Source organism: Paramagnetospirillum sp., from assembly GCF_058402745.1.
Genome location: NZ_JBZVFI010000015.1, coordinates 236,998 through 262,560, shown reverse-complemented (window position 1 = coordinate 262,560; position 25,563 = coordinate 236,998). Strand labels below are relative to the sequence as shown.

Below are 25,563 nucleotides of genomic sequence, written 5' to 3'. Positions count from 1 at the left end.
AAGGTCGCCACACGCATTGCGAAAAGGCTCGCCCGACGTGGACAGCACAGATTCCGCCCCCCAGCAGACCGAGATTCCCGCCGAGGCCCCCGAGCCGGTGATCACCGCGGAAGCCACCCCCGAGCCCGAACCGGCACCCCAACCGGCGCCCGAGCCCGAACCGCAGCCTGTGGCCGAGCCGGTGGCGGCTCCCGCCGTCCTGGCGGTCAATGCCGGGGTGGGCGCCACTCTGCGGGCGGCGCGCGAGGGCATGGGCAAGGCCCTGCCCGAATGCGCCAAGCTGCTGCGCATCCGCCAGCCCTTCCTGGAAGCCCTGGAGGAGGGGCGTCACCGCGATCTGCCGGGCGGCACCTATGCCGCCGGCTTTCTGCGCTCCTACGCCGAGTATCTTGGTCTGGACAGCGAGGAGATGGTGCGCCGCTTCCGCGAGGAAGGGGCGGGCGGGTTCAAGAACCGCACCGAGCTGACCTTTCCCTCGCCGGTGTCCGAGGGCCGCATTCCCGGCGGCGCGGTGATCTTCCTGGGGCTGATCCTGGCGGCGGTGGCCTATGGCGGCTGGTATCTGCTGTCCTCGGCCGAGACCAAGGTCACCGAGATGGTGCCGCCCTTGCCCGACCGTCTGGCCGGGGTGCTCAACCGTCAGGCCAGCCTGACCGGCGAGACCCGGCCCGCCGATGCCGGCAAGCCCGCCGAGGAGCCCGGCAAGGCCAAGGAAGACGTGGTTCCGCCCACCGAGACCGAGGAGGAGAAGCCCGCCGCCATCCAGTCGCCGGCATTGCCGCAGGCGCCCGAACCCGCCAAGGTCGAGGCTGCCAAGGTCGAGCCGGCGAAGGTGGAACCTCCCAAGGTCGAGGCTCCCAAGGTCGAGCCGGCGAAGGTGGAACCTCCCAAGGTCGAGCCGGCGAAGGTCGATCCCCCCAAGGTCGAGGCTCCCAAGGTCGAACCGGCGAAGGTCGAGGCTCCCAAGGTCGAGGCTCCCGCTCCCGCCGCCTCGGTTCCGGACGGCAAGGTGTACGGCTCCGAATATGCCGACGCCCGCGTGGTGCTGAAGGCCACCGGCGACGATTGCTGGATTCAGGTGCGCGAGGTGGACGGGTCGCTGCTGATGAGCCGCCTGCTGCGCAAAGGCGACAGCTTCCGGGTTCCCAACCGCTCGGGCCTCAGCCTGATGGTGGGCAATGCCGGCTCGCTGGAGGTCAGCGTCGATGGCCGCAAGGCTCCGGCGCTGGGATCGGCGGGGCAGGTGCGGCGCGACATCCGGCTCGATCCCGACAAGCTGGCGGCCGGCGGCTGATCCGCATGCATCCTTGTCATGCTGAACGTAAGTGAAGCATCTTTCAGCCGCCAGCGGCGTTAATGCCTGAAGGATCCTTCGCCTTGCTCAGGATGACATTCGGGGTGGCGTAAAGCCCCTAAACAGGTTGTCGCTTTCGGAGCTTGGCCCGAATGCGCTATAACGCCTCGCCCCGATCAGCCGGGGCGAGGCCCCTTATGTTCAGCGAGAGTGTCCCATGAGTCTGCGGCCCTACCGTGAAATCGCCCGGCGCAAGTCGCGGCAAATCCGTGTCGGTTCGGTGCTGGTCGGCGGCGATGCCCCCATTTCGGTGCAGACCATGACCAACACGCTGACCACCGACGTCAAGGGAACGCTGGAGCAGATCCGCCGCGCCGCCGATGCCGGCGCCGATCTGGTGCGCGTCTCCTGCCCCGACGAGGATTCGACCAAGGCGTTCAAGCAGATCGCCAAGGAATCGCCGGTGCCGCTGATCGCCGACATCCACTTCCACTACAAGCGTGGCATCGAGGCCGCCGAGGCGGGCGCTGCCTGCCTGCGCATCAATCCCGGCAATATCGGCTCGCACGAGCGGGTCAAGGAAGTGGTCAAGGCCGCCAAGGATCACGGCTGCTCCATGCGCATCGGCGTCAATGCCGGATCGCTGGACAAGCACCTGCTGGACAAGTACGGCGAGCCCTGCCCGGAAGCCCTGGTGGAAAGCGCGCTGGAACACGCCAAGCTGCTCGAGGACAACGACTTCTTCGAGTTCAAGATCGCGGTGAAGGCCTCCGACGTGTTCCTGGCCGTCGCCGCCTATCAGGGGCTGGCCAAGGCCTGCGATTATCCCCTTCATCTCGGCATCACCGAGGCCGGCGGCCTGATCGGCGGTACCGTGAAGTCGTCCATCGGCATCGGCTCGCTCTTGTGGCAGGGCATCGGCGACACGCTGCGCGTCTCGCTGTCGGCCGACGTGACCGAGGAGGTCAAGGTCGGCTTCGAGATGCTGAAGGCGCTGGACCTGCGCCATCGCGGCGTGCGCATCGTCTCGTGCCCGTCCTGCGCGCGGCAGGGCTTCGACGTCATCAAGACGGTGGAGACCCTGGAAAACCGCCTGTCGCACGTGCGCGCGCCGGTGACGCTGTCCATCCTGGGCTGCGTGGTCAACGGCCCCGGCGAGGCCCGCGAGACCATGGTGGGCATCACCGGCGGCGGGGCCGACAGTCACAAGGTCTATATCGGCGGCTCGCCGGACCACAACGTGGACGGCAAGTCCATGGTGGATCACATCGTAGAGCTGGTCGAGGCGCGCGCCGCCGAGATCGAGGCCGCCAAGCAAAAGGGAAGTTGATTTTGTCCAGCCTGCAACCGGTTCGCGGCACCCACGATCTGCTGCCCGACGAGTCCCGCCGTCACCGCAAGGTGGAGGAGATCGCCTTTTCCGCCGCCCGGCGTTACGGCTTCGGCGAGATCATGACCCCCATCTTCGAGTTCACCGACGTGTTCGCCCGCACCCTGGGCGAGACCTCCGACGTGGTGACCAAGGAGATGTACACCTTCGCCGACCGCTCGGGCGAATCCATCACGCTCCGCCCCGAAGGCACCGCCGGCGTGGCGCGCGCCTTCATCTCGGGCGGTTTGGCGCAGTCGCTGCCGCTCAAGCTGTTCTACCGTGGCCCCATGTTCCGCCACGAGCGGCCCCAGAAGGGGCGTCTGCGCCAGTTCCACCAGGTGGGCGTCGAGTTGCTGGGCGTCGAATCGCCCCTGGCCGACGTCGAGGTCATCGCGCTCGCCTGGCGGGTGCTGTCCGAACTGGGCCTGGCGTCCAAGGTGCGGCTCGAGATCAACACGCTGGGTGACGCGGAAAGCCGCGAGGCCTACCGCAACGCCCTGGTGGCGTATCTGTCGGATTTCCGCGCCTCGCTGTCCGAGGACAGCCGCAACCGCCTCGAGCGCAATCCGCTGCGAATCCTCGATTCCAAGGACGAGGGCGATCGCCGCATCGTCGAGAACGCGCCGCTGATGACCGAATCCCTGTCGCCCGCCGCCCGCGAGTTCTTCTCCCAGGTGACCGAGGGGCTGCACGCGCTGGGCATACCCTTCATTCTCAATCCCAAGCTGGTGCGTGGCCTGGACTACTACTGCCACACCGCCTTCGAGTTCACCACCACCGAGCTGGGCGCCCAGGGCACCGTGCTGGCCGGCGGGCGCTACGACGAGCTGATCGCCACCATGGGCGGGCCGCGCACGCCGGGCATCGGCTGGGCCGCCGGGGTGGAGCGCCTGTCCATGCTGGTGGGCGAGGTGGCCGACGACGTCCGCCCGGTCAGCGTCATTCCCATGGGCGATGCCATGGCCGCCCTGGTGGTGGCCGAGCGTCTGCGCCGTTCGGGCCGCGGCGTCGAGATGGGCTTTTCCGGCAACATGAAGAAGCGCATGGCCCGCGCCAGCAAGGTCAACGCCCGCTTCGCCGTGATTCTGGGCGAGGAGGAGGCGGCCAGGGGCGCCGTCACCATCCGCGACCTGGACAATTCCACCCAGGACGAGGTGCCGCTGGCGCAGCTGGAGGATTACCTCGGCCGCCAGTCGTAGCGGAGCCCTGGGGGTGAGCGGGTCCGCGCATCGTCTGGTCGTCGTCGGCGCCAACCATCGGTCGGCGTCGCTGTCCTTGCGCGACGCGCTGTTCGTGGACGATGCCGCCGCGCCGGCCTTCCTCGAGGGGCTGAAGCGGGCGGGGCTGGCCGAGTCCCTGGTGCTGGCCACCTGCGATCGCGTGGAAATCTGGGCCGAGGACGTGGAGCCCGCCCACGCCGCCCGGCTGGTGGGCGAGGCCCTGGCCGCCCGGGCCGGGCTGGACCCCGCCATCCTGTCCTCCCATCTCTACACCCTGTCGGGCGGCGATGCCGTGCGCCACGGCTTCACCGTCACCGCCTCTCTGGATTCCCTGGTGATCGGCGAGCCCCATGTCACCGGACAGGTCAAGGCCGCCCACCGGCTGGCCCGCGACGCCGGATGCTGCGGCGGCGAGCTGGACCATTTCCTCCAGGCCGCCTTCGCCGTGGCCAAGAGGGTGCGCAGCGAGACCTCCATCGGCGAGGGACCGGTCAGCATCGCCGCCGCCGCCGTGCAGACCGCCCGCGATCTCCACGGCGAGCTCGGGGGCTTGCGCGCCCTGCTGGTGGGCACCGGCGAGATGGGCGAGCTGGCGGCGGAAAGCCTGCTGGCCGCCGGGCTGAAGGACATCTCGGTCACCGCGCCGCGCGCCGCCCGCGCCGAGGCGGTGGCCAAGTCGCTGGACGGTCATGTGCTGGCCTTCGAGGAACTGCGCGAATCGCTTTCCTCCTTCGACGTGGTGCTGACCTGCGTCGGCGCGCGGACCGTCTCGGTCACCGCCGAGATGGTGACCAACGCCCTGAAGAAGCGCCGCAGGAAGCCGGTCTTCCTGGTGGATGCCGGCATTCCCGGCGACATCGAGCCGGCGGTGAACCGGGTGGACGGCGCCTTCCTCTACGACCTCGCCGACCTGGAGAAGGTGGCGCTGGAAGGCCGCGCCACCCGCGAGGCCGCCGCCCGGGCGGCCCGCGACATCGTCGAGGCCGAGGCCCAGGCCTTCCTCAGGGGCCGCGCGGCGCGGGCCGCCGTGCCGGCCATCGTCGCCCTTCGCACCCGTTTCGACGAGACCCGCGAACAGGTGCTGGCCGAGGCCGGGGGCGACGCCGCCGAGGCTACCCGCCTGCTGGTCAACCGCCTGCTGCACGCGCCGAGCGAAGCCATGAAGGACATCGCGTCCGAAGGGGCCGAGTGGCGCGCCATGGAAAAGACGCTGCGGATTCTGTTCCGCCTGGATGAGTGAGGCGCTAATTTGATGCGCCGTTCCCTCAATGTTGCTATCATCTCTCCCATGATCGCCATGCCCAAATCCGAGCAGCCGGTTTCCGGTGATGAAGCCAAGGCGCAGGCCATTCGCGAAGCCCGCGGCTCGGTGGCCCGTGACGGTGTCATCGCGCACGAGGATATGATGGCCTGGCTCGGCTCCCTGGGAACCGACCACGAAATGCCGCCGCCCGAGCCTTGCAAGTAAACTGGGCGCCCGAAGCGTGGCGCGACCTCCGCTCCATCCACGAATTCCTGCGCCGCGATGCCCCCCAGGCGGCGGACTCGCTGGTGACGGCCATCGACGAGGCGGCGCGGGGACTGGCCGCCTTTCCCCTGAAGGGACACGAGGGCTTGGATGGCACCCGAGAATGGGTTATCCCACGCTTCCGGCGCTATCTCCTCATCTATGACGTGGAGGCCCGGGCGGGCGTCGTCACCATCCTTCGCGTCTGGTATCAGTCGCGACATCGCTGAACGCAAGTTGGGTATCGTTTGATGAATCTCGAACCGCAATTCGACAAGGTGCTGTATCGCCACGACGAGGTCCGGGCGCAATTGTCCTCGGGCGAGGGGATGGATTCCCAGACCATCCAGCGCCTGTCCAAGGAACTGTCCGAACTGGACCCGGTGGTGGCCGCCATCGTCGCCTTCCGCAAGGCCCGCGAGGACATGGTCCAGGCCGCCGAGATGATGAACGATCCGGACATGAAGGATCTGGCGGAGGAGGAGTTCTACGCGCTGAAGGAGCGGCTGCCCGCGCTGGAGCGCGAAGTGCAGATCATGCTGCTGCCCAAGGACGAGGCGGACGAGAAGAACGCCATCCTGGAAGTGCGCGCCGGCACCGGCGGCGAGGAGGCCGCCCTGTTCGCCGCCGAGCTGTTCCGCATGTACGAGCGCTACGCCTCCCTGCACGGCTGGCGCTTCGAGGTGATGGACGTCAACGACACCGGCATCGGCGGCGTCAAGGAAGCCAGCGCCACCATCACCGGGCGCAACGTCTTCGCGCGGCTCAAGTTCGAATCCGGCGTCCACCGGGTCCAGCGGGTGCCGGCCACCGAATCCCAGGGCCGCATTCACACCTCGGCTGCCACCGTGGCCATCATGCCCGAGGCGGAGGAGGTGGACATCCAGCTGAACGATTCCGACCTGCGCTTCGACGTCTACCGCTCCCAGGGCTCGGGCGGCCAGTCGGTCAACACCACGGATTCGGCGGTGCGCGTCACCCACATCCCCACCGGTCTGGCGGTGGCCTGCCAGCAGGAAAAAAGCCAGCACAAGAACAAGGCCACGGCGCTCAAGCTGCTGCGCGCCCGCCTGTACGAGCGCGAGCGCGCCGCCAAGGACGCCGAGCGCGCCGCCAGCCGCAAGAGTCAGGTGGGCTCGGGCGACCGCTCGGAGCGCATCCGCACCTACAACTTCCCGCAAGGCCGCGTCACCGACCACCGCATCAACATGACGCTCTACAAGATCGACGCGGTGATGAGCGGCGACGCCCTGGACGAACTGGTGGAAGCCCTGGTCGCCGCCGATCAGGCCGAACGTCTGGCCGAGATGGAATGATGGCGACGGCGGGTCAGGCCATCGACGCCGCCGCCCGGCGGCTGGCCGGGGTGGGCATCGATACCGCTCATTTCGATGCCAGACTGATGGTGGCCGAGGTGCTGGGCGTCGAGATGCGGCGTCTGCCCGCCTCCCATCACGCCGAGCTGAACGGCGAGGAAAGCGCCCGTTTCGCCGCCATGCTCGACCGCCGGCTGGCCCGCGAGCCCATGTCCCACATCCTGGGACGGCGGGGGTTCTGGACGCTGGATTTCGAGGTGACGGCCGATACCCTGGACCCGCGCCCCGACACCGAGACCCTGGTGGAGGCGGTGCTGGACGCCCTGGACGACCGGGGGCGGCCCCGGCGACTGCTTGATTTCGGGACCGGAACGGGCTGCATCCTGCTGATACTACTATCGGAGTTGGGGCACGCCCGCGGTCTGGGCATCGACGCCAGCCCCGCCGCCCTGGCGGTGGCGGAGCGCAACGCCCGGGCCCTGGGCCTCGCCCAGCGCGCCGAGTTCCGTCTGGGAGACTGGGGGCGGGGGCTCGATGGGGAATTCGACGTCATCGTCTCCAATCCCCCCTACATTCCCGATGGCGACATCGACGGCCTGGAGCCCGAGGTGGCCCGCTACGAGCCGCGCTCGGCCCTGGCCGGCGGTCCCGACGGGCTGGAGTGCTATCGCCGCCTGATTCCCGACATGGCCCGCCTGTTGGCCCCGGGCGGCATCGCCGCCCTGGAGGTGGGAGAGGGCCAGGCCGCCGAAGTTTCCGCCCTGCTGGCGGCGGCCGGGTTGCCCGGCGCCAGCATCCGGCGCGACCTGGGCGGTGTCGAGCGCTGCGTCATGGTGCGGCGCATAAAATAATTGTTGGAATACGGGCCGGCGGCGACTAGTGTTGCCCCACGCGCGCCCTTTCGAACCGGGGGTCTCGTCGAGCCTTTCGCTCCGCCCTGGTTCAGCGCCGTGAACTCCCCCATCGCCGCCCCGAAATCGGATGCGGACAGGCGTGCAGAGATGCCGGCGGGGAAGCCTCTAACGGAGAGCACTCGTGAACCATGAAGGCAGGTCCTCTTTGAATCCCAAGCAGCGGTCCCGTGGACGGGGGCCCAACGGCGGCGGCGGCGGCAAGAAGCACGGCGGCGGCGGTGGCGGCGGCGGTGGCGGGGGCGGCATTCCCAACCGCAATCAGGTGTTCGACAGCAACGGCCCCGAGGGCCGGATTCGCGGCAACGCCCATCAGGTGCTGGAAAAGTACCTGTCGCTCGCCCGTGACGCCTCGTCCCAGGGCGACCGGGTGGCCGCCGAGAACTACTACCAGCACGCCGAGCACTATTTCCGGGTGATCAACGCCCAGAACCAGAACAACGGCCGTCCGCGCCAGCAGATGCCGACTCCGGCCGAGGACCAGTCCATGGGTGGAGAGGGCGAGGACGAGGGGGGCGGCGAGGGGCAGGCCCGCCAGGCCCAGGCTCCGGTGCCGGGCGAGGGGGAGCAGCCCGACGTGGTCATGCCGGTCGAGCCCGCCGAGGGCTGACCGGAACCGGGCTTTGGCGGGGATGCGGGCGGGACGCCCGCGCTCCGCACCCCGATCCCTTGTCGGAGCGCGGCCGTCCCGGCCGCTTTTTCAGTGCCGGCGCGAGAAGAGCGGCGCGTCCACGTCGTTGTCGTGGCGCGTCAGCGCTTCGAGAAAATCCGTGAACAGCTTTCGCCGCGCCCCGCAATCCTCGGGCGGAATCTCCGCCAGGGCGGCCAGCATGCCCAGCAGGTCGCGGTGATCGCGGATCATCACCTGCCGCGACGCCCAGTCGGCGGTGATGAACAGTTCCTCCTCCATCTGGAAATGGTCGGCCATGCGTTCCTGCAGCATGTGGATGGCGCGCGCCACCTTGGCCTCGCTCTGGTCTTGGATGATCACCGGCTCCAGGCGGTTCATCATGCGGTAAAGGCGGGTGTGTTCGGCATCGATGACCGGGTCGCAATCCTCGTGGTCCCAGGTGGGCATGACGGCCTCTCCCCTTCTTGCACTGCTTCCAATCTGGGGATCGGGGCCTTGGGTTACCAGAGGGCGCGGCATCGGTTCCCGTCCGGGGCCGATCGGCCTTGCCTTTCCCCCGGGCGCTGGGTAAGCATGCGCCTGCCCGTTCGAGGCCCTTCCGGCTGCCGCCGCCGAACCGGTCGCCGCGGGGTCGCATCCCGTCGCCGCATCCAGGATTTGACGGCCCCGAGCCGCAGGCTTCGGGGGCCTCGCCCCTTCGTCAGGTAGAGTCCATGATCCGTCTCGAGAACATCAGCAAGCAGAACAGCCACCGCATCCTCTTCCTGGATTCCTCGGCGGCGCTCAACCGGGGGGAAAAGGTCGGTCTGGTCGGCCCCAACGGCGCCGGCAAGACCACCCTGTTCCGGATGATCACCGGGGAGGAGGCTCCCGATGCCGGGCAGGTGTCGGTCGAAAAGCAGATCACCATCGGCTATTTCGACCAGGACGTGGGCGAGATGTCGGGGCGCAGCGCCGTGGCCGAGGTGATGGACGGGGCCGGGCCGGTCAGCAGCGTGGCGGCCGAGCTGGCCGAGCTGGAGGCGGCCATGTGCGATCCCGACCGCGCCGACGAGATGGATGCCATCGTCGAGCGCTACGGCGAGGTGCAGGCCCGCTTCGAGGAACTGGGCGGCTACGAGCTGGAGGGGCGGGCGCGGGAAGTGCTGGCGGGCCTCTCCTTCAGCCAGGAGATGATGGACGGCGACGTGGGCAAGCTGTCGGGCGGCTGGAAGATGCGGGTGGCGCTGGGGCGCATCCTGCTGATGCGGCCCGACGTCATGCTGCTGGACGAGCCCAGCAACCACCTGGACATCGAGAGCCTGATCTGGCTGGAGGATTTCCTCAAGGGCTTCGACGGCGCCCTGCTGATGACGTCCCACGACCGCGAGTTCCTGAACCGCATCGTCAACAAGATCATCGAGATCGACGGCGGCTCGCTCAACACCTATGCCGGCGACTACGTCTTCTACGAGCGCCAGAGGGCGCTGAACGAGAAGCAGCAGCAGGCCCAGTTCGAGCGGCAGCAGGCCATGCTGGCCAAGGAGCTGAAGTTCATCGAGCGCTTCAAGGCCCGCGCCTCCCACGCCGCCCAGGTGCAGAGCCGGGTGAAGAAGCTGGACAAGATCGAGCGCTTCGAGCCGCCCCGGCGCCGCCAGACGGTGGTGTTCGACTTCCCGCCGGCGCCGCGCTCGGGCGAGGACGTGGCGGTGCTGAAGAACGTCCGCAAGGCCTATGGCAGCCGGGTCATCTATGACGGGTTCGACCTCACCATCCGCCGCAAGGAGCGCTGGTGCGTCATGGGGGTCAACGGGGCGGGCAAGTCGACGCTGCTCAAACTGGTGGCGGGCGCCGCCGATCCCGACAGCGGCAGCGTCGCCGTGGGGGCCAGCGTGAAGATGGGCTATTTCTCCCAGCACGCCATGGAATTGCTGGACGGCGAGTCCACGGTGTTCGAATCCCTGGAAGGCGCCTTTCCCCAGGCCAACCAGGGCTCGCTCAGGGCCCTGGCCGGCTGTTTCGGATTCTCCGGCGACGACGTGGAAAAGAAGTGCCGGGTGCTGTCGGGCGGCGAGAAGGCCCGCCTCGTGATGGCCATCATGCTGTTCAATCCGCCCAATTTCCTGGTGCTGGACGAGCCCACCAACCACCTGGACCTCGACACCAAGCAGATGCTGATCAAGGCGCTGGCCGCCTATGAGGGCACCATGCTGTTCGTCTCCCACGACCGCCATTTCCTGGCGGCGCTGTCCAACCGGGTGCTGGAACTGACGCCCGACGGTATTCACCAGTACAGCGGCGGCTACACCGAATACGTGGCCAGTTCCGGGCACGAGGCTCCGGGGCTCCGCGGCTGAGAGTTCCTGCAGCACCTCGAAGCCCTCGAATTCCGGATGCCCGAGGACGATGCCCGACAGGCGGCCGTCGCCCTGGTGGGACTTGCCGAAGGCCTCGGAGTTCACCCAGCCGGGCAGCGAGGATTCGTCGATGGTGATTCCGGGGACGTCGCGCAGCCCGTCGGCGATGCTGGCCGGGCCTTCCATCACCGAGGTCTCGGCGCGGGTGGCGGAGACCACCAGGGCGTCGGGCATCATGGTTCCACGGGCCGGGGAGGGGGATTCCTCCGCTCCGGCGGTCGAGGGGGCACCGGCGGGAACCACACAGGCGGCGAGCCGGGCGCGTCTTCAAAGCATCGGCATCCTCATACCCATCAATAATGCCAATGATACCAAACTGCGATGAGCGTGACTCATCGCAGTTTGGATAGGCCCAAAGGGCCGCGCCGCTTATGCGGCGGGAGCCCAGCCGCCACAGGTGGCGCCCGGCGATTGAGGGCGATGCACTGATCGGTTCCGATCAGTGCATCTTGGTATGAGCCGCGCTTGCATTGTTGATGGAGGCAAGCGTCGAGTTGTTTTGCGGCTTATCCCCTTTGCCAGAAGCGGCATCTGAGGTTCGGGATAAGGCAACCCTCTGAAAGTTCAGCGATTGGAAGTGGTATTCAATACCCTCGAAATATGCGAGTGCATCGCGTTTGCGTCGGGAGGTGAAGCGGCTTACTCTTGTGGAAATTGGACCAAGGAGCCGAAATGCATATCCACTGCATGGACAGCTATCGTCACCCCCACCCCGACGCCACCGCCTCGGGCGGAGCCGAACGGCGGGTCCGGCTGGTCATGGCCCTGACGCTGGCCTGCATGGTGGGCGAAATCGCCGCCGGCTGGGCATTCGGTTCCCTGGCGCTGCTGGCCGACGGCTGGCACATGGCCAGCCACGGCGCCGCCATGAGTATCGCCCTGTTCGCCTATGCCTTCGCCCGCCGCCATGCCGCCGACCCGGCCTTCACCTTCGGCACGGGAAAGGTCAACGCCCTGGCCGGCTTCGCCAGCGCCATCGTGCTGGGCGTGGTGGCGGTGATGATGGTCTGGGAGGCGGTGGAGCGCCTGATCAATCCGGTGGCGGTCTCCTATGGCGAGGCCATGGCCGTCGCGGTCATCGGGCTGGGGGTCAATCTGGCCAGCGTCCTCATTCTCGATCCGCCTTCCGGCCATCACCATGACCACGACCACAATCTGCGCGCCGCCACCCTGCACGTGATGGCCGATCTCCTCACCTCCGTCGGCGCCATCGCCGCCCTGGCGGCGGGCATGATGGCGTCGTGGACCTGGCTGGACCCGGTGATGGGACTCGTGGGGGCGGTGGTCATCGGGGTGTGGGCGCGCGGCCTGGTCCGGGACACCGCCCGCGTGCTGCTGGACAGGGCGGAGAATCCGGCCCTGGCCGGCGACATCCGTGCCCTGATCGAGGCCGATGCCGACAACCGGGTCGCCGACCTCCACGTCTGGGCCATGCGTCCCGGCCATCTGGCGGCGATCATTTCCGTGGTCACCCACTATCCGCGCAAGCCCGAACACTACAAGGGATTGCTGGCCGGGCTTCCCGACCTGGGGCACGTCACCGTCGAGGTGATCGCCCATGACGGCAAGCCGTGCATTTCCCTGGACGGGCAGGCTTGACGCCTTCCGGCGCTTGGCCTATTAAGGCCAATAATTTTGCGACTTATTCGCACATATCCGGAGTGAATGACGGCATGAGCGGAACGTGCATCGCTTCCCATGTGCCCGGACGCCTGAGGGTGCGCCATGCCGATCTGCGGCGGACGGGCCGCAATGCCGAGGCGGCGGCGCTGATGGCCGGCTGGGATGGCGTGGCGGCGGCCGAGGGCAAGCCGGCCTGCGGCAGCATCGTGCTGCGCTACGACCCGGCCCGGCTGCCTCCCGCCGAGGCCGAGTCCCGGGTCGTCGCCCTGTTCGGCGCCGACCAGGCGGAGACGGAGGTGGAGGCCGAAGCCCTCGCCCCGGGGGACGGTCTGTCGCTGTGGAGCTTCAACCGTCCGGCCAAGATCGGCATGCTGACCGCCCTGGCGGGAACCCTGGCCGCCCTGTCGGTGGGCAAGAAGCTTCATGCGGTGTTCGGCGCCTTGCATGTCGCCTTTCTGCTGGTGCATCTCGCCAATCACCGGAAAAAGATATTACAATAGGATTACACCGCGAGTGGGGACTCCGTCTTGAGCACCATCGAGGACCTTTGGCGATTCGCCCGGATGACGCGCATCGCCCACCACATTCCCGGACGGGTCCGCCTGAAGCTGGACGGCGCCGCCGAGGGAGCCGCCATCCAGGTGCGGCACTTCCTCGATTCCGCGTCGAAGGCGGCGGGAATCCGCTCGGTCAACCTCAACCTCCTTGCGCGGTCCTGCGTGGTGGAATACGACCCCGGGCTCATCGCCCCCTCCGCCTGGCAGGACCTGGTGGACGGAACCCGCTCCCCCGTCGCGGAACAGCTGCTGCGGTCCCTGGCCCGCGCCTGACCCTCCATTCGAAAGGCAACACCATGCATCCTCTGCTCACCTTCGCCTCGGGACTGGTTGCCGGCATCGTCGGCGTCAGGCTGCTGAAGAAGGCCGCTCCCTCCACCCAACTCGACGGGCTCGGCGGCAAGGCCCGCCAGGGTCTGGCCCAGGCCCAGGCCGGCCTGCGCGACGCCACCGTCTCGGGCCTTTCCGCCATCGAGAAATCGTCGGCCAATCTGCGGGCCAAGCTGGCGCCCGCCGCCGCCGCGCCGGTCAAGACGGTCAAGGTCGCCAAGACGGCCAAGCCCGCCTCGGCCCGCAAGGCGCCGGCCCGCAAGGCCAAGGCCGCCCCGGCCGCCGATGGCGGTACCGCCCCGTGAAGCGCAAGCGTAAGGGCGGCAAGGCGCCGGCGGCATCCTCCGCCGAGGTCTTCACGCGCGGCTTCATCGCCACGGCGCTGCTGTCGGCCCTGCAGGGCCGGGCGGAGACCGGCGCGCCGCCACCCTGGCGCAAGATCCTGCGTCACGGCCTGCAGGGCGGCGCGGCCCTGGCCGCCGGCACCAAGGCCGCCGAATGCATCGCCCGGCGCGACTACGCCACCGGCACGGCGGCGGTGATGGCCGGCGCCGCCGCCATCGTCGCGGCGGAAACCGCATTGCAGATCCCCCATGTTCAGGAGAAGTCCCTTGGCCAAGAAGAAGCGTAAGAAGGCGAAGAACGGCAAGCGCAATGCCGAGTGGATCGCCGTTCCCGCCCAACAGGGGCAGGGGGGCATGCTGGGTGGGCTGGCCCGCCTGCTGCCCGGCCAGCCGTCCGAGCAGTTCCTGGTGGGCGCCCTGATCGGTGCCGCCGCCACCTATGTGCTGGCCGACGAGGCGCTGAGGGGCAAGCTGATCCGCCAGGGTCTCAAGCTCTATTCCGAACTGGCCGGCGGGCTGGCCGAGATGAAGGAGCAGGCCGCCGACATCCAGGCGGAACTGGCGGCCGAGCAAGCCTGATGACGGCGCCCTGTCTGGCGGGGGTCGAGATCGCGCACCGCCTGCCCGGACGGGTCCGTCTGCGCTATCGCCTCCAGCCCGGAGCCGTGGCCGACGCCCCAGGGCTGGAGCGTCTGGCCGCCGGCCTGTGCGGCGTCGTCGCGGCGCGGGTCAACGCCCGAGCCCGCTCGCTGGTGCTGACCTTCGATCCCGACGTCACCGACGCCGAGGCGCTGCGGGACGGAGTGGCCCAATTGGTCCAGCCCTCCGGGGGCAAGCCGTCCCGGCCGTGCGACATCGGCCCGGTGGCGGTTTCTCTCGCCACCCTGCTGGGCGCGGGCCTGCTGCCGCCACCCCTGCGGCTGGCGGTCTCGCTGGCCGGCGCCGTGCCGCTGCTGCGCCATGCGCTCGCCGAGTACCGCGAAAGCGGCGTGACCTCTCACGTGCTGGAAGGCGCGGCGGTGGCCATTTCCCTGGGGCGCTCCGATTTCACCGCCGCCAACACCACCACCTTCATGCTGGCGCTGGGCGAGTACATGGAGGAGTCCATCGCCCGGCGCTCCGACGAATTGCTGAAGCACCTGCTGCGTCCGGCCAGCGACCAGATCTGGGTGCTGCGCGACGGGGTGGAGATCCTGGAGCCCGCCGCCCGGGTGGCGGTGGGCGATACGGTGATCATCGCCACCGGCTCGGTGATTCCGGTGGACGGCACCGTTCTCGGCGGCGAGGCCACCGTCAACGAGGCGGCCATGACCGGCGAGAGCGTCTCGGTGGTCAAGACCCGCGGCGCGGCGGTGCTGTCCGGCACCCTGGTGGAGGAGGGCCGTCTGGCGGTCTATGCCGAGCAGGTGGGAAGCAGCACCGCCGCCGCCCGTATCGCCGATTATGTGGAGCAGTCGCTCACCGCCAAGAGCGAGGCGCAGCTGGAGGCCTCGCGCCTGGCCGATCAGCTGGTGCCCACCGTGCTGAAGCTGGCCGGAGCCTCCTTCCTGCTGTCGGGCGACTGGCGGCGCGCCGCCGCCGTGCTGCAGGCCGATTACTCCTGCGCGCTGAAGCTGGCCACGCCGGTGGCCTTCAAATCGGCCATGTACGGCGCGGGGCAGGCGGGCATCCTGGTCAAGGGCGCCACGGCGCTGGAGCGCCTCGCCGGGGCCGATACCTTCATCTTCGACAAGACCGGCACGCTGACCACCGGCATGCTGGCGGTCACCGACGCCGTCACCTTCGACGCCCATTACTCGCCCGACGACCTGATCTGTCTGGCCGCCTCGGTGGAGGAGCATTACTTCCACCCGCTGGCCATGGCCGTGGTCAGCGCGGCGCGGGCCACCCACAACCGCCATTTCGACCACCAGGAGGTCCAGTTCATCGTCGCCCACGGCGTGGCCAGCGTGGTGGACGGCAAGCGGGTCGTGGTGGGGTCGCGCCATTTCATCGAGGAGGACGAGGCCATCGACACCTCGGCCCACCGGGACGAGATCGACCGCCTGTACCGCGAGGGCAAGACCCTGCTGTTCATCGGCTTCGGCGGGCGGCTTCTCGGCCTGCTGGCCCTCAAGGATTCCATCCGCCCGACCAGCGCGGCCACCATCCGCCGGCTGCGCCAATTGGGGGCCAGACGCGTCCTGATGCTGACCGGCGACCACCGCGACCGGGCCGAGGAACTGTCCACGGCGCTCGGACTCGACGGCTTCCACGCCGAGCTGATGCCCGAGGACAAGGCCCGCATCATCGCGGAGATGAATGATCAGGGGGCGCGCATCGCCTTCGTCGGCGACGGCATCAACGATGCCCCCGCCCTGGCCGGCGCCCATGTGGGCATCGCCATGCAGAAGGGCGCCGACATCGCGCGGCTCACCGCCGACATCGCCCTGCTGGAGGACGAGGTGGAACGGGTGGCCGATGCCAAGGAAGCCGCCAACGCGGTGATGGGCCTGATCCGGACCAACTACCGCGCCACGGTGGGGCTCAACACCGCCATCCTGGGGGCGGCGGCGCTGGGCCTGCTGTCGCCCATCGTCACTTCGGTGCTGCACAACGGCACCACCATCGGCATCCTGCTCAACGCCCTGCGGCGGCGGGGCGGAAAGCGGGAAGCGGGCGCCGCTACACCGCCTTGACCAGGATGTGACGCTTCTTGCCGGCGGTCAGCTTGACGGCGCCGTCCCTGAGGTCGTTGCTGCCCACCGGCCGGGCCTCGTCCACCGCCTGATCGTTGACCTTGCCGCCGCCGCCCTTGAGCAGCCGCCGGGCCTCGCCGTTGGAGGCGGCCAGGCCGGCGCGCACGAACAGGGCGAAGGCGGGAATGCCCGCCGCCAGCTCGGCGGCGGGAATCTCGACGGTGGGCAGGTCGGCCGAGGCGACGCCCTGCTCGAAGGTCTGCCGCGCCGTCTCGGCGGCCTGAAGGGCGGCGGCCTCGCCGTGGCACAGGCGGGTGACCTCGTTGGCCAGGATCTTCTTGGCCTCGTTGATCTCGGCGCCTTCCAGCTTCTCCAGCCGGGCGATCTCGTCCAAGGGCAGCTCGGTGTAGAGCTTGAGGAAGCGGCCGACGTCGGCGTCCTCGGTGTTGCGCCAGTACTGCCAGAACTCCCAGGCGCTCAGCATGTCGTCGTTCAGCCACACGGCGCCGTTGACGGTCTTGCCCATCTTGGCGCCCGAGCTGGTGGTGAGCAGCGGGCTGGTCAGGCCGAACAGCTCGGCCTGGTCGCAGCGCCGGCCCAGCTCGACGCCGTTGATGATGTTGCCCCACTGGTCCGAGCCGCCCATTTGCAGGATGCACCTGTTGCGGCGGTACAGCTCGAGGAAGTCGTAGCCCTGCAGCAGCATGTAGTTGAACTCGAGGAAGGTCAGCGGCTGCTCGCGCTCGAGCCGCAGCTTGACCGAATCGAAGGTCAGCATGCGGTTGATGGTGAAGTGGTGGCCGTAATCGCGCAGGAAGTCGATGTAGTTGAGCTTGTCCAGCCAGTCGGCGTTGTTGACCATCATGGCGTCGGTCGCACCCTCGCCGAAGCTCAGGTACTTGGTGAACACCGTCCTGATGCCCGCCATGTTGGTGGCGATGACCTCGTCGGTCAGCATCTTGCGGGCTTCGTCCTTGCCGGTGGGGTCGCCGATGCGGGTGGTGCCGCCGCCCATCAGCACGATGGGCTTGTGGCCGGTCTTCTGCCACCAGCGCAGCAGCATGATCTGCATCAGTCCGCCCACGTGCAGCGAGGTGGCGGTGCAGTCGAAGCCGATATAGGCGGCCTGGCACCCTTCCGTCAGGCGCTTGTCCAGCGCTTCCAGGTCGGTACACTGGTGCATGTAGCCGCGCTCGGTGACGATGCGCAGGAAATCGGACTTGAGACTGGTCATGGCGCGCCCGTTCGGCTTGCTGGGAAGAGGTCGCTCGTTTATCACACTTGGGTGAACGCCACAATCGGGGGGACACGATGCTTGCGCTGGGGCTGATGAGCGGTACCTCTCTGGACGGCGTCGACGTCGCCCTGCTTGACACCGACGGCGAGAGCGTGGCCGGGCTGGGGCCGGCCGCAACGATTCCCTACGGGGTAGAACAGCGGCTTGCCCTGATGGGGGTGCTGGGCGGCAACGGCCCGGTGGCCGAGGTGGAACGGGACCTCACCCTGTTCCACGCCCGGGTGGTCCGCGACTTCCTGGCCGGGCACGGCATCGATGCCGCCGGCGTGGCGGTCGCCGGCTTTCACGGCCACACCATCCTGCACGCGCCCCACGAGCGCCGCACCTGGCAGATCGGCGACGGCGCCCTGCTGGCCGCCGAGACCGGCATCCGGGTGGTCAACGATTTCCGTTCCGCCGACGTGGCGGCCGGAGGCCAGGGCGCGCCGCTGGTTCCCGTCTTCCACCGCGCCCTGGCCAAGGGGCTCGAGGCGCCGCTGGCGGTGCTCAATCTGGGCGGAGTCGGCAACGTGACCTGGATCGCCGATGACGGCTCGCTGCTGGCCTTCGACACCGGGCCGGGCAATGCCCTGATCGACGATTGGGCCCTGGCCCATACCGGACGGCCGGTGGACGAGGACGGCCAACTGGCGGCGGGTGGACGGGTCAACCGCGACGCGGTGGAAGCCTTCCTGCACCATACCTATTTCGACCGCCATCCGCCCAAGTCGCTGGATCGCGACGAATTCCACGCCCTGGCCTGGGAACTGGTCAAGGGCGCCTCGGCCGAGGACGGGGCGGCGACGCTGACCGCCTTCACCGCCGCCTCGGTGGCGCTGGCCGCCTACAGCTTCCCCCGCCCGGTCAAGCGCTGGCTGGTCACCGGCGGCGGGCGGCGCAATCCCGAGATGATGAAGTCGCTGGCCCGCGCCCTGGCCGCCCCGGTGGAGCCGGTGGAGGCGGTGGGCTGGAACGGCGACGCGCTCGAGGCCCAGGCCTTCGCCTTCCTGGCGGTGCGCTCCCTGGCCGGCCTGCCGCTGACCTATCCCCAGACCACCGGCGCCCCCGCCGCGCTGACCGGCGGCCGCCTTCACGCCCCCCAGAGCGGGGGTGATCTTCATGACGCCTGAACGGAGAGCCTCCATGCGCCCCATCCTTGCCGCCCTCAGCCTGCTGCTGCTGGCCGGCGCCGAAGCCCGGGCCGACCAGGCCACCGCCATCGCGGCGGTCCGCGCCCAGCCCAAGGTGCTGGACGCCTCCATCGACGACCGCGGCAATCTCTACGTGGTGGTGAAGAACGAGACCTTGTCGTGGGAGCAGTACGGCGCCGCCATGTGCCGTCTGGTGCGTCCCCATCAGGCCCGGGTGTTCCAGGCCCACATCATCGACATGACCTCGGTGGGCAAGGGGGCCAAGCCGCCCCAGTGGAAGCGCCTGGCCCAGGTCAATTGCTCGGCCATCAATTGATTTCGTGGACATTCCATAGTGTTGCCGGCGGGGGCGCCTGATGCAGGGGCTGGTACTGACGTTCGTCGTGGCTTGGGGCCTTGGGGGGCTCATTGCGCGGCGGCCCGGTGACGCGGGCTGGGTCGGCCTGCGCTTCGCTTTGGGGGCAAACGCCATCATCATCTGTCTTTATGTCGCCTCGATCCTGCTCGGCCTATCCCTGCACGTGGCGGCGGTGGTGGTGGTGATTTTGGCCGCGGGGGGAGTGATCCGCGACGGGTTCGAATTTCGCCGCGGTGGGGGCGGTCTCGTCAGCCTGGGGCATCCCGTTTTCATCCTGCCGGTTCTAGTGGGCTGCGCGGTGCTGGCACGCGGTGATTTCACCTACGTGCCCTATTCATGGGACGAATTCACCAATTGGCTGGGCTGGGCGCGGCAGATGACGGTGTTCGACCGGCCAGTGGCGGCAGGGATGGTGGTTCCCACCATCAGCTATACACCGGGCTGGCCCCTCTATCTGGGGTTTCCCGGCTTTCTGTCCGGCGCGTTCGACGCGGGGCAATCGGCGCTGCCGGTGTTCCTGTTCCATGTGACGGCGCTGGGTCTGGTGTTCGACGTGGTCCGCCGGGTACTGGGCGGCGGCGGGCGGCTGGGGGAGGCCGGGTCTTACGGCGCCGCCTGGCTGGTCCTGCTCACCCTGCTGGCCGCCGAGGCCCTGTGGAAGCTGGTTCCCACCGTTCTGCTGCCCGACGAGCCGCAGGCCTATGGCGCCGCCATCCTGCTGGTCATCGGTATCGCCGCCTTGCGCGAGGGGACGGACCGGGTGGCCTTGGCTCTTGGCCTGGGCGTCACCCTGGCGGCGCAATACCTGCTGAAGGTGGGGGTGATCACCCTTTTGCCGTCGGTGGTGCTGCTGATGGTCGCCGTCATCGGGCGCCAGAAGACCTCGTGGCGGGAGGCCGGCCTGATCCTCGCGGCGGCGTTCGGGCCTTTCGTGTTCGTCTACGGCAGTTGGGCGATGCAGTCGGTCGCCTCCCACTGCATGGGGCAGCCGCTCAGTACGTTCAGTACCGCCGGCCTTGAACGCATCATGGGCGAGGGGCCGAAGCTGGCCGTTCGCCTCGCCTCCCTGGTGGGCGAGTTCATGGCCTCGTTCAAGCTTCCGCTGACCATCTTCTCCGTGGCCTCGCTGGTCCTGGCATTGTGGGGGCGGCGGACGGCCTGGGTGTCGCTGGCCTTGCTCGTCTGGCTGGGTGGATATTTTTCCGCGCTCTACTGGATGTACCTGACCTGCTTCCAGGGCTACGAATACGAAACCCTGATCTCCTACGAGCGGTATTCCCGCATTCCCTTGCGGGTCCTTCACCTGCTGGGGCCGCTTCTGCTGCTGGTATTCGTTTGGGATCGGTTCGGCGACCGGTTGCGGCTTCCGGCAGGGCGGACCTTGATGGTGCCGGTCGTCGTGGCCGGAATTGGGCTGCTGGGCTGGCAAGTCCGCGCCATTGACCGCGCTCTGCGGGACATGACACTCCGCGATCAGCACAGTCCCCGCAATGCCGAGGTGTCGTTTCGGATCGCCGAGGAGACCGAGGCGCTGATTCGTCTGCTCGGCCCGGCGCGTACGCCGCTGGCTTCGGTCCAGCTGATTGCCCAGGGCACCGATGGCCTGGAGGCGATCAATGCCCATTACCGCCGCCTCGGCAGCCGCCGGGGCGATCCGCCCTTCGCGTTCGGGTTGGCGGGCAATCACAGTTTCGGCGAAAGCGCGGCCAACATCTGGATGTCGGCGGGTGGAGCAGGTTCGGCGCGGGAGCAGATTTTCCGCGCCGACGTGATCTGGCCGGTGATCGTCGATCCGTGGATGTCGGGCGTCTTGGCCACCCTGGTGGACGATCCGGCGTGCCGGTCCGATCCGACCAGCTACTTCCTGATGCGCGACGGGTCGGACCCGTCGCGCTATCGCTGCGTTCCCAAGCGACCTTAGCTCAAGGCGACGGCCAGTTCCGGCTCGGGCGCCGGGGGCGGGGCCACTGGGCGGGCCACCATGGACTCGCCCAGATAGGCGTCCACCATGCCGTCCAGGGCTTCCAGGTGGGTGCCGAAGAAGTGGTTGGCCCCTTCGATGGTCTGGTAGCGCACCTTGATGTTGCGCTGGGTGGCCAGCTTGGCCGCCAGCTTGGCCACGGTCGGCTCGGGCACCAGGTCGTCGTTGGTGCCGTGCACGATCAGGCCCGAGGACGGGCAGGGCGCCAGGAACGAGAAGTCGAAGACGTTGGCCGGCGGCGCCACCGAGACGAAGCCGTCGATCTCGGGGCGGCGCATCAGCAGCTGCATGCCGATCCAGGCGCCGAACGAGAAGCCGCCCACCCAGCAGGCCGAGGCGTTGGCGTTGAACGACTGCATCCAGTCCAGCGCCGAAGCGGCGTCGGACAACTCGCCCTGGCCGTTGTCGAACTTGCCCTGGCTGCGGCCCACGCCGCGGAAGTTGAAGCGCAGCGTCGAGAAGCCGCGCCGCACGAAGGCGTGATACAGCGCGTAGACCACCTTGTTGTTCATGGTCCCGCCGTGCTGCGGGTGGGGATGAAGCAGAAGGGCCAGCGGGGCATTCGGCGACTTGCCGTGATGGTAGCGGCCTTCTAGGCGGCCGTCGGGTCCATTGAAAATCACTTCAGGCATGGCGTGCGTACAGTCTCCCTTGCCCGGCAACCGCTCAAACCTGAGTGGTAATGTCGGGGAAAATACAACAACAAATTGGATTTTAGCCCGTCAATCTTGACCGGCCTTGTCGGGCATCCTATATTCACCTTCGTTATCTCAGCGCCCGGCTGGGCATTCCCCTGGCGGTCGCAAGCGACCGTCGCGACGTACATTAACATATTGCGAGCTATGATTTTCAAGAGCCTTCAAGAAGATATTGCGTCCATTCGCAAGCGTGACCCGGCCGCCCATTCCTGGCTGGAGGTGCTGCTGTGCTATCCCGGCCTGCACGCGGTGCTGTTCCATCGCCTGTCCAACTGGTGCTGGAACCATGGATTGCGGGTGCTGGGGCGTTTCGTCTCGCATGTGGGGAAGATCCTGACCGGCATCGAAATCCATCCGGCCGCCCAGTTGGGCGAGCGCTTCTTCATCGACCACGGCACCGGCGTGGTGATCGGCGAGACGGCGGTGATCGGCGCCGACGTGACGCTCTACCACGGCGTGACCCTGGGCGGCACCTCGCTGCACAAGGGCAAACGCCATCCCACCCTGGAGGACGGGGTGATCGTCGGCTCGGGCGCCCAGGTGCTGGGCCCCATCACGGTGGGCAAGGGGGCGCGCATCGGCGCCAACGCCGTGGTGCTGACCGACGTGCCGCCGGGCGTGACCATGGTGGGCATTCCGGCCCGCATGGTGATGCGCCGCCAGGAAAGCGAGTTCTGCGCCTATGGCCTGCCGGTGGAGGACCTGCCCGACCCGGTGGTGCGGGCCATCGATTCCGTTCGCTCCCAGGTCGCCACCCTGATGGAGCGGGTCAAGGAACTGGAGACCGAGCTGCACGGCCACCCGACACAGGCCTGCGCGCGGCTCTCGCAGCCCGAAGGAACTGAAAAGGGTGAAAAGCCCATCCATATGGAAGCGGTAAACACGCCGGCCAGCGGGACGACGGGCCGGCATCTGGAACGGGAGACAATATCGTGAAACTCAGCACCAAGGGACGCTACGCCGTCATGGCCATGGTCGATCTGGCCAGCCATTCCGAGGGAAGCCCGGTGGCCCTGGCCGACATCGCCGAGCGCCAGGAGATTTCGCTCTCTTATCTCGAGCAGCTGTTCGGCAAGCTCAGGAAGGGCGGCCTGGTGAAAAGCGTGCGCGGGCCGGGAGGCGGCTATCTTTTGTCGCGAATCCCACAACAGACGCGCATTTCCGACATTATCCTGGCGGTGGACGAACCGATCCAGACCACGCGGTGTTCCCCCGGCTCGCCGGCCGGCTGCCACAACAACAAGGGCCGCTGCCTGACCCACGACCTGTGGGAGGAGCTGGGCAACCAGATCTATCTCTATCTCAGCTCGGTGTCGCTGGCCGATGTGTGCGAGCGCCGCATCCTGGGCAGCTCGGGCATGTTCCACGGCACCGCCGCGCCCACCGGCGCCGTGGCCGCGCAATAGGGTTTTCGCGAAAGGAAGGGTGAAGTGAGCAGGGCCGTCTACCTCGACTACAATTCCGGCGCCCCCGTGCGCCCCGAGGTGGCGGCCGCGATGGTGGAGGCGCTGGCCGAACCCGGCAACCCGTCCTCGGTCCACGTCTACGGACGCGCGGCGCGGGCCAGGGTCGAGGCGGCGCGGCGGCACCTGGCGGCACTGGTGGATGCCGATCCCGCCGGCATCGTCTTCACCTCGGGCGGCACCGAGGCCAACGCCCTGGCGCTCCGGGGCAGCGGACGCTCCCGTCTGCTGGTGTCGTCCATCGAGCATCCCTCCGTCCTCGATGCCGCCGTAGAGGCCGAGCGGGTGCCGGTCACGCCCGACGGCATCATCGATCTCGCCGCCCTGGAGTCCTTGCTGGCCGCCAACAGCCGCCCGGCCCTGGTGTCCCTGATGCTGGCCAACAACGAGACCGGCATCGTCCAGCCGGTGGCCGAGGCGGCCCGCATCATTCATGCGCATGGCGCATGGCTTCATTGCGATGTCGCCCAGGCCATGGGGCGGATCAGGGTTTCCCTCGGCCAGCTGGGGGCGGATATCCTCACCCTTTCCGCCCACAAGATGGGAGGCCCGGCCGGGGTCGGGGCCTTGATCCTGGCCGAATCCGGCCGGACACTGGCACCGATCTTGCTGGGAGGAGGGCAGGAGCGCCGCCGCCGGGCCGGAACCGAGAATGTGGCGGGTATCGTCGGACTGGGCGTGGCCGCCCAACTGGCGGGGGATGATTTGGCCGGGGCCGACACCACATCTGGTGTGCTGGCCTTGCGTGACCGTCTGGAAGAAGGCGCCCGGCGTCTGGTTCCCGACGCGGTGGTGATCGGGGCCGGGGCGCAGCGCCTGCCCAATACCTCCTGCCTGGTGCTGCCGGGCGTCGAGGGACGGACGCAGGTGATGGCGCTGGATCTGGCGGGCGTCGCGGTCAGCGCCGGCGCCGCCTGTTCCTCGGGCAAGGTGGCTTCCAGCCACGTGCTGGCGGCCATGGGCCTGGAGGAGCGGGTCAAGGGATCGGCCATCCGGGTCAGCCTGGGCTGGTCCTCGCGGCCCGAGGATGTGGACGCGTTCCTCGCCGCCTGGGCCGATCTGGCCCGGCACAAGGGTTTGAAGGTTTCGGAGGCGGCCTGACGGCCGTCTTGAGCAAAACGACTAGAGGTAAGGGATCTCTGCAAATGACAGCTCTCGGCAAGACGACCCGCCCCAGCCTTCCCCGCGCGCCGGGGGCGCCGGTCTACCTGGACTATCAGGCGACGACGCCCTGCGATCCCCGGGTGGTGGAGGCCATGCTGCCCTGGTTCACCGAGAAGTTCGGCAATCCCCATTCGCGCAACCACCGTTACGGCTGGGAAGCCGAGGAGGCGGTGGAAAAGGCCCGCGAGCAGATCGCCGACATCATCGGCGCCGATTCCAAGGAGGTGATCTTCACCTCGGGCGCCACCGAGTCCAATAATCTGGCCATCAAGGGCGTGGCCCACTTCTACAAGGACAAGAAGAACCACATCGTCACCGTGGTGACCGAGCACAAATGCGTGCTCGACACCTGTCGCCACCTGGAGCAGGAGGGCTTCTCGGTCACCTACCTGCCGGTGAAGTCCGACGGTCTGGTCGACCTGGAGGAACTGGAGGCCGCCATCACCGACAAGACGGTCATCGTCTCGGTGATGGCCGTCAACAACGAGATCGGCGTGATCCAGCCCATCGCCGAGATCGGCGCCATCTGCCGCAAGAAGGGTGCCTTCTTTCATACCGACTGTGCCCAAGCGGTAGGCAAGATTCCGCTGGACGTCAACGCCATGAACATCGACCTGATGAGCATCTCGGGTCACAAGATCTACGGGCCCAAGGGCATCGGTGCGCTCTATGTCCGTCGCCGGCCGCGCGTCCGCCTGGTGCCGCTGATCACCGGCGGCGGCCAGGAGCGCGGCATGCGCTCGGGCACCCTGCCGACCCCGCTGTGCGTCGGGCTGGGCGAGGCCTGCGCCATCGCCAAGGCCGAGATGGGGGCCGAGGCCGAGCGCCTGATGTCCTTGCGCAACCGCCTGCTGGGCGGGCTGAGGCAGCGTCTGCCCGAGATCTACGTCAACGGCGACCTGGACCACCGCATTCCCGGCAATCTCAACATCTCCTTCGCCTTCGTCGAGGGCGAGGGGCTGATGATGGGCGTCAAGGACCTGGCGGTGTCGTCGGGCTCGGCCTGCACCTCGGCCTCGCTGGAGCCCTCCTACGTGCTGCGCGCGCTGGGCGTCGACGTGGAGATGGCCCACACTTCGCTCCGTTTCGGCCTGGGGCGCTTCACCACCGACGAGGACATCGATTTCGCCATCGACCACATCGTCGAGGCGGTGGAGCATCTGCGCGCCATGAGCCCGCTGTGGGACATGCATCTGGAAGGCGTCGACCTCAAGTCCATCGAGTGGGCCGAGCATTGAGATAAATTTCTGCGCAATTCGGTACCGAATTGCCTTAGAATGATTCCGGGCTGCG

28 protein-coding genes are annotated in these 25,563 nt (G+C 68.3%); 25 read left to right on the top strand and 3 right to left on the bottom strand.

What is annotated here, in order from left to right; genetic code table 11:
- Positions 1 to 37: 37 nt before the first annotated feature.
- From ACV4UZ_RS13255 to ACV4UZ_RS13215, 9 genes are all read left to right on the top strand, one after another.
- Entirely contained in the window at positions 38 to 1,294 is a 1,257-nt protein-coding gene (locus ACV4UZ_RS13255) for a helix-turn-helix domain-containing protein (protein ID WP_491601284.1), read from the top strand.
- Between the two features lie 217 nt (positions 1,295 to 1,511).
- Positions 1,512 to 2,624 carry a flavodoxin-dependent (E)-4-hydroxy-3-methylbut-2-enyl-diphosphate synthase gene (gene ispG / locus ACV4UZ_RS13250; RefSeq protein WP_491601283.1) on the top strand — a complete coding sequence of 371 codons (1,113 nt, stop codon included), beginning with the start codon at positions 1,512 to 1,514 and terminating at the stop codon, positions 2,622 to 2,624.
- Positions 2,625 to 2,626: 2 nt separating this feature from the next.
- Positions 2,627 to 3,865, top strand: coding sequence for a histidine--tRNA ligase (gene hisS, locus ACV4UZ_RS13245; RefSeq protein ID WP_491601282.1), 1,239 nt, complete (start codon positions 2,627 to 2,629; stop codon positions 3,863 to 3,865).
- A 13-nt stretch (positions 3,866 to 3,878) separates the two neighbouring features.
- Positions 3,879 to 5,126, top strand: coding sequence for a glutamyl-tRNA reductase (hemA, locus tag ACV4UZ_RS13240; protein ID WP_491601281.1), 1,248 nt, complete (start codon positions 3,879 to 3,881; stop codon positions 5,124 to 5,126).
- Between the two features lie 12 nt (positions 5,127 to 5,138).
- Positions 5,139 to 5,354: a hypothetical protein gene (locus tag ACV4UZ_RS13235; protein WP_491601280.1), complete on the top strand. Its 216-nt coding sequence runs from the start codon at positions 5,139 to 5,141 to the stop codon at positions 5,352 to 5,354.
- On the top strand, positions 5,345 to 5,623 hold the full coding sequence (locus ACV4UZ_RS13230; RefSeq protein ID WP_491601279.1) for a type II toxin-antitoxin system RelE/ParE family toxin: 279 nt from the start codon (positions 5,345 to 5,347) through the stop codon (positions 5,621 to 5,623). The genes ACV4UZ_RS13235 and ACV4UZ_RS13230 overlap by 10 nt, the downstream gene beginning before the upstream one ends.
- A gap of 21 nt (positions 5,624 to 5,644) precedes the next feature.
- Complete coding sequence (prfA, locus tag ACV4UZ_RS13225; RefSeq protein ID WP_491601278.1) at positions 5,645 to 6,709, top strand: peptide chain release factor 1; 1,065 nt, start codon at positions 5,645 to 5,647, stop codon at positions 6,707 to 6,709.
- Positions 6,709 to 7,560: a peptide chain release factor N(5)-glutamine methyltransferase gene (gene prmC / locus ACV4UZ_RS13220; protein ID WP_491601336.1), complete on the top strand. Its 852-nt coding sequence runs from the start codon at positions 6,709 to 6,711 to the stop codon at positions 7,558 to 7,560. Before prfA ends, prmC begins: the two co-directional genes overlap by 1 nt.
- A gap of 208 nt (positions 7,561 to 7,768) precedes the next feature.
- The gene (locus ACV4UZ_RS13215) at positions 7,769 to 8,230 is read left to right on the top strand and encodes a DUF4167 domain-containing protein (RefSeq protein WP_491601277.1); all 462 of its coding nucleotides are present in this window, start codon (positions 7,769 to 7,771) and stop codon (positions 8,228 to 8,230) included.
- Positions 8,231 to 8,320: 90 nt separating this feature from the next.
- Here ACV4UZ_RS13215 and ACV4UZ_RS13210 read toward each other — a convergent pair whose 3' ends face one another.
- The gene (locus tag ACV4UZ_RS13210) at positions 8,321 to 8,698 is read right to left on the bottom strand and encodes a hemerythrin domain-containing protein (RefSeq protein ID WP_491601276.1); all 378 of its coding nucleotides are present in this window, start codon (positions 8,696 to 8,698) and stop codon (positions 8,321 to 8,323) included.
- Positions 8,699 to 8,964: 266 nt separating this feature from the next.
- Here ACV4UZ_RS13210 and ACV4UZ_RS13205 point away from each other — a divergent pair, with 266 nt between their 5' ends.
- The 9 genes from ACV4UZ_RS13205 to ACV4UZ_RS13165 all read left to right on the top strand — a co-directional run bounded on the left by ACV4UZ_RS13205 (position 8,965) and on the right by ACV4UZ_RS13165 (position 16,179).
- Positions 8,965 to 10,587, top strand: coding sequence for an ABC-F family ATP-binding cassette domain-containing protein (locus tag ACV4UZ_RS13205; RefSeq protein WP_491601275.1), 1,623 nt, complete (start codon positions 8,965 to 8,967; stop codon positions 10,585 to 10,587).
- Between the two features lie 49 nt (positions 10,588 to 10,636).
- On the top strand, positions 10,637 to 10,972 hold the full coding sequence (locus tag ACV4UZ_RS13200; RefSeq protein ID WP_491601274.1) for a hypothetical protein: 336 nt from the start codon (positions 10,637 to 10,639) through the stop codon (positions 10,970 to 10,972).
- A gap of 347 nt (positions 10,973 to 11,319) precedes the next feature.
- Positions 11,320 to 12,246: a cation diffusion facilitator family transporter gene (locus ACV4UZ_RS13195; RefSeq protein ID WP_491601273.1), complete on the top strand. Its 927-nt coding sequence runs from the start codon at positions 11,320 to 11,322 to the stop codon at positions 12,244 to 12,246.
- A 74-nt stretch (positions 12,247 to 12,320) separates the two neighbouring features.
- Positions 12,321 to 12,770 (top strand): hypothetical protein, encoded by a 450-nt coding sequence (locus tag ACV4UZ_RS13190; RefSeq protein ID WP_491601272.1) that lies wholly within the window; start codon positions 12,321 to 12,323, stop codon positions 12,768 to 12,770.
- Positions 12,771 to 12,797: 27 nt separating this feature from the next.
- Entirely contained in the window at positions 12,798 to 13,100 is a 303-nt protein-coding gene (locus ACV4UZ_RS13185; protein WP_491601271.1) for a cation transporter, read from the top strand.
- Between the two features lie 23 nt (positions 13,101 to 13,123).
- A complete protein-coding gene (locus ACV4UZ_RS13180) occupies positions 13,124 to 13,462 on the top strand; it encodes a hypothetical protein (RefSeq protein ID WP_491601270.1) in 339 nt (112 codons plus the stop codon).
- Positions 13,459 to 13,788, top strand: coding sequence for a hypothetical protein (locus tag ACV4UZ_RS13175; protein ID WP_491601269.1), 330 nt, complete (start codon positions 13,459 to 13,461; stop codon positions 13,786 to 13,788). The genes ACV4UZ_RS13180 and ACV4UZ_RS13175 overlap by 4 nt, the downstream gene beginning before the upstream one ends.
- Positions 13,769 to 14,080, top strand: a complete 312-nt coding sequence (locus ACV4UZ_RS13170; RefSeq protein WP_491601268.1) for a YtxH domain-containing protein — start codon at positions 13,769 to 13,771, stop codon at positions 14,078 to 14,080. Before ACV4UZ_RS13175 ends, ACV4UZ_RS13170 begins: the two co-directional genes overlap by 20 nt.
- Entirely contained in the window at positions 14,080 to 16,179 is a 2,100-nt protein-coding gene (locus ACV4UZ_RS13165; protein WP_491601267.1) for a heavy metal translocating P-type ATPase, read from the top strand. Before ACV4UZ_RS13170 ends, ACV4UZ_RS13165 begins: the two co-directional genes overlap by 1 nt.
- Here ACV4UZ_RS13165 and tyrS read toward each other — a convergent pair.
- Positions 16,166 to 17,413: a tyrosine--tRNA ligase gene (tyrS, locus tag ACV4UZ_RS13160; RefSeq protein ID WP_491601266.1), complete on the bottom strand. Its 1,248-nt coding sequence runs from the start codon at positions 17,411 to 17,413 to the stop codon at positions 16,166 to 16,168. The two genes, ACV4UZ_RS13165 and tyrS, sit on opposite strands and share 14 nt — an antisense overlap.
- A gap of 77 nt (positions 17,414 to 17,490) precedes the next feature.
- Here tyrS and ACV4UZ_RS13155 point away from each other — a divergent pair, with 77 nt between their 5' ends.
- From ACV4UZ_RS13155 to ACV4UZ_RS13145, 3 genes are read left to right on the top strand one after another with little or no spacing between them, the layout of a single operon-like run.
- On the top strand, positions 17,491 to 18,585 hold the full coding sequence (locus tag ACV4UZ_RS13155; RefSeq protein WP_491601265.1) for an anhydro-N-acetylmuramic acid kinase: 1,095 nt from the start codon (positions 17,491 to 17,493) through the stop codon (positions 18,583 to 18,585).
- Positions 18,586 to 18,598: 13 nt separating this feature from the next.
- Positions 18,599 to 18,922 carry a hypothetical protein gene (locus tag ACV4UZ_RS13150; protein WP_491601264.1) on the top strand — a complete coding sequence of 108 codons (324 nt, stop codon included), beginning with the start codon at positions 18,599 to 18,601 and terminating at the stop codon, positions 18,920 to 18,922.
- 40 nt (positions 18,923 to 18,962) lie between these two features.
- Positions 18,963 to 20,885, top strand: coding sequence for a hypothetical protein (locus tag ACV4UZ_RS13145; RefSeq protein WP_491601263.1), 1,923 nt, complete (start codon positions 18,963 to 18,965; stop codon positions 20,883 to 20,885).
- On the opposite strand, the gene ACV4UZ_RS13140 is transcribed toward ACV4UZ_RS13145, so the two are convergent.
- The gene (locus ACV4UZ_RS13140) at positions 20,882 to 21,577 is read right to left on the bottom strand and encodes an alpha/beta hydrolase (RefSeq protein WP_491601262.1); all 696 of its coding nucleotides are present in this window, start codon (positions 21,575 to 21,577) and stop codon (positions 20,882 to 20,884) included. The genes ACV4UZ_RS13145 and ACV4UZ_RS13140 overlap by 4 nt on opposite strands.
- A 210-nt stretch (positions 21,578 to 21,787) precedes the next feature.
- Between ACV4UZ_RS13140 and cysE the strand changes: the two genes are divergently transcribed.
- Genes cysE through ACV4UZ_RS13120 form a run of 4 tightly spaced genes read left to right on the top strand, consistent with a single transcriptional unit; the run spans position 21,788 to position 25,508 of the window.
- Entirely contained in the window at positions 21,788 to 22,579 is a 792-nt protein-coding gene (gene cysE / locus ACV4UZ_RS13135; RefSeq protein ID WP_491601261.1) for a serine O-acetyltransferase, read from the top strand.
- Complete coding sequence (locus tag ACV4UZ_RS13130; RefSeq protein ID WP_491601260.1) at positions 22,576 to 23,049, top strand: Rrf2 family transcriptional regulator; 474 nt, start codon at positions 22,576 to 22,578, stop codon at positions 23,047 to 23,049. Before cysE ends, ACV4UZ_RS13130 begins: the two co-directional genes overlap by 4 nt.
- Before the next feature lie 24 nt (positions 23,050 to 23,073).
- Entirely contained in the window at positions 23,074 to 24,207 is a 1,134-nt protein-coding gene (locus tag ACV4UZ_RS13125) for a cysteine desulfurase family protein (protein ID WP_491601259.1), read from the top strand.
- Positions 24,208 to 24,251: 44 nt separating this feature from the next.
- Entirely contained in the window at positions 24,252 to 25,508 is a 1,257-nt protein-coding gene (locus ACV4UZ_RS13120) for an IscS subfamily cysteine desulfurase (protein WP_491601258.1), read from the top strand.
- The last annotated feature ends 55 nt before the right edge of the window (positions 25,509 to 25,563 follow it).